General features: G+C 58.0%; 3 protein-coding genes. All 3 read left to right on the forward strand.

Annotated elements, in window-relative coordinates; all coding sequences use genetic code 11:
- A partial coding sequence (locus L858_RS0119025; protein ID WP_420801839.1) for an ArdC family protein occupies nucleotides 1-894 on the forward strand: 894 nt, incomplete at its 5' end.
- Between the two features lie 148 nt (nucleotides 895-1,042).
- Nucleotides 1,043-1,303 carry a hypothetical protein gene (locus L858_RS0119030; RefSeq protein WP_022684640.1) on the forward strand — a complete coding sequence of 87 codons (261 nt, stop codon included), beginning with the start codon at nucleotides 1,043-1,045 and terminating at the stop codon, nucleotides 1,301-1,303.
- 3 nt (nucleotides 1,304-1,306) lie between these two features.
- Entirely contained in the window at nucleotides 1,307-2,587 is a 1,281-nt protein-coding gene (locus L858_RS0119035) for a Fic/DOC family protein (protein ID WP_022684641.1), read from the forward strand.
- Nucleotides 2,588-2,666: the final 79 nt, after the last annotated feature.

A 2,666-nucleotide genomic window follows, 5' to 3' on the forward strand; every position in this document is an offset into this window, starting at 1 on the left:
TCGCCTAAAGGAGTGAGGAAAATGGCTAAGGAAACGAACCGGATCGACATTTATCAGGCCGTCACCGACGACATTCTTGCGATGCTGGAAGCGGGCACCAAGCCTTGGGTGAAGCCGTGGAGCGGTGGGCCGACCATTCCGCTCCGGCACAATGGTGTCGCCTATCGTGGGATCAACGTCCTCAGCCTTTGGGCCAGCGCCATGCGTCAGGGCTTCGCCTCGCCCTATTGGCTGACCTTCAAACAGGCGTTGGAGCTGGGCGGCAATGTCAGGAAGGGCAGCAAGGGAACCACCGTTGTTTATGCCAACAAGCTTGTTGTGAAGGACTCCGAGACGGACGACGAGCGCGCCATTCCGTTCCTGAAACGATACACGGTTTTCAATGCCGATCAGGTCGAGGGACTGGACGGCAAATATCCAGCGCCCGCTCCGATCATCACCAATCCCGAAACCCGCGACGTTGAGCTTGAAGTGATGTTCTCTCGCATCGACGCAACCGTTCGCATCGGCGGATCGCAAGCCTATTACCACACCCGCGACGATTATATCCAAATGCCCGCTTTTGAAGCGTTCCATTCCGCCGACGACTACTATGCCACGCTTGCGCATGAGGCCGTGCATCATGCAGGACATGAAAGCCGCCTCAACCGGAAAACCCTGATTTCAACGAGCCGCGCCGACTATGCGAGGGACGAACTCGTGGCCGAGCTGGGCGCATCCTTCATCGGCGCGATTGTCGGTTTCAAGGTCGACGAACGCGAAGACCATGCCGCGTATATCGAGCACTGGTTGACCGCGCTCCGCAACGACAAGCGCGCGATTTTCGAGGCTGCCCGTGAGGCTCAGAACGCCGCCGACTACCTGTTAGCGATGATGACCGACCAAGCGGATTGAAATGCCCGCCCCGCAAAATGCACGAGACGCCGCGCAAGCGCGGCGTCCCATTTCAGGAAGGTGAAATATGGGGGCTACTCAATGTGGTTTATATACAAATCCCGACATGTTAACTATGAGCGGGAGCCAGGTCGTTTTTAGGTGCAAATTGGAAAATATCATCGACACCTACAGGAATCGCATCAAGGCGATGGGGTATGAGCCGCGTCGGCAGGAAGACATTCCTGACGTGATGGCAGCTTATTGCGAGGCAATCGCAAATTGCAAGATTGAAGGACTTGAATTGGTTTCGGATGACCACTCTTTTTGTTTGCTGTTGGTCGAAACCCAAATTCCCGTCGATGTGGCGATTGGTCTGGCGCAGGACTACAACCGTGATGTTCTGTCCCGCCAGAAACTCGCTGCATGACAGGTGAGCGACCCTTACACCTGGCGTAACAGCGACGTTCTCCGGAACAAGCTGGGAATCCGCGACGATAATATCCTCAAGGAGCGAGAAGCTTTCTTCTCGGTTGTCCGACATGGCGGGCTGGTTTTGCAGCGCGCCGCGCCGGCGACGAACGCGCGCGAATATCGCGAACTGCACAATCATCTGTTTCAGGACGTATATGATTGGGCGGGGCGTTTTCGGACCGTGGACATAAGCAAACCCGGCAGCACTTTTGCCCGAGCGCACTTCATTGCCCGCAGCATGGAGCACGAATTTAAGCAGCTGCCCGACCTCCAAACCCTCAAGTCGATGGATCGTGATCGCTTTGCCGATACCATGGGGCGGCATATTTCCGAATTAAATGCCGTTCATCCGTTCCGTGAGGGCAATGGTCGCACCATGCGGCTGCACTTGCAGCTACATTCTCTTGCGGCCGAAAAATTCGTCTCGATCCAAGCAATGGGGCCGAAGGACTGGATGGAGGCGAGCCGCGACAGCTTCCATACCGGAAATCACGCCTCTCTCGCCAAAGTCATCCGTGATGCAATGCCGCTCGAGCAGAACCGCGTCGAGCCAGCCCGTGGGCCAGCGGGCATCGCGTTTCCGCCCTCGATGGAATCTCTCATGCCAGTTGGCGAACGACGCGCAATGAGTATCGAGCAGGCCAAGGATCAAATCAGCCGTTACCTACCTACTGCGCAAACCGTTGCGTCGCGGCAGCATGAGCAGCTTAACCGGATCGCGGAAACGTCCGCTGACATGCGCCAGCTGGCCGCGCGTTCAGCGCAGGAGCTTGCCTTTTTCCGCGATCCCAAAGGGCCGATGCACCACCTTCAGCTGATTGAGCAACGCCGCTATCATCAGATCGAAGTCAATTGGTCCGAGGGTATGGATCCGCTGCAAAGAGTCCGCGCCATCAGCGCGGGCGCCGCAGATTTCCTTTCGAAAATGACCGACCGCGACATTCAGGCCGCCGACCGCGCGCTACGTCTGCAAGTCATGCCTCCCGGCGTCAGTCAGGTTGATCTACGCCTTGCTGCGCAATTCGAGAAAAACTCGCCTGAGCAGAACCGCGCCGACGCCAGGTTCGCACAATTCCAGCTCGCCATTGATAAGCGCGTCGCGACAGCTACCGAGCGCGGCGCATCGAAGGAACAGCTGGCGCAGATCGTCGAAAGCGCAAAGGCCCATGTCGCCGCAACATTGCGCGAAGGCAAGTCACCGACGCCGACCGCCGAGAAATCAAAGGACCGCGAGCGCTGAAAATGAGCGGCCAGGGCCGCGCGCCTAGTAGTCTGTCAGCTGCCACATAGGAAGGAGCGGCCCAGGGCCGCGCCCCGTC

The organism is Sphingobium bisphenolivorans (assembly GCF_000412635.1).
Taxonomy (GTDB): Bacteria; Pseudomonadota; Alphaproteobacteria; order Sphingomonadales; family Sphingomonadaceae; genus Sphingobium; species Sphingobium bisphenolivorans.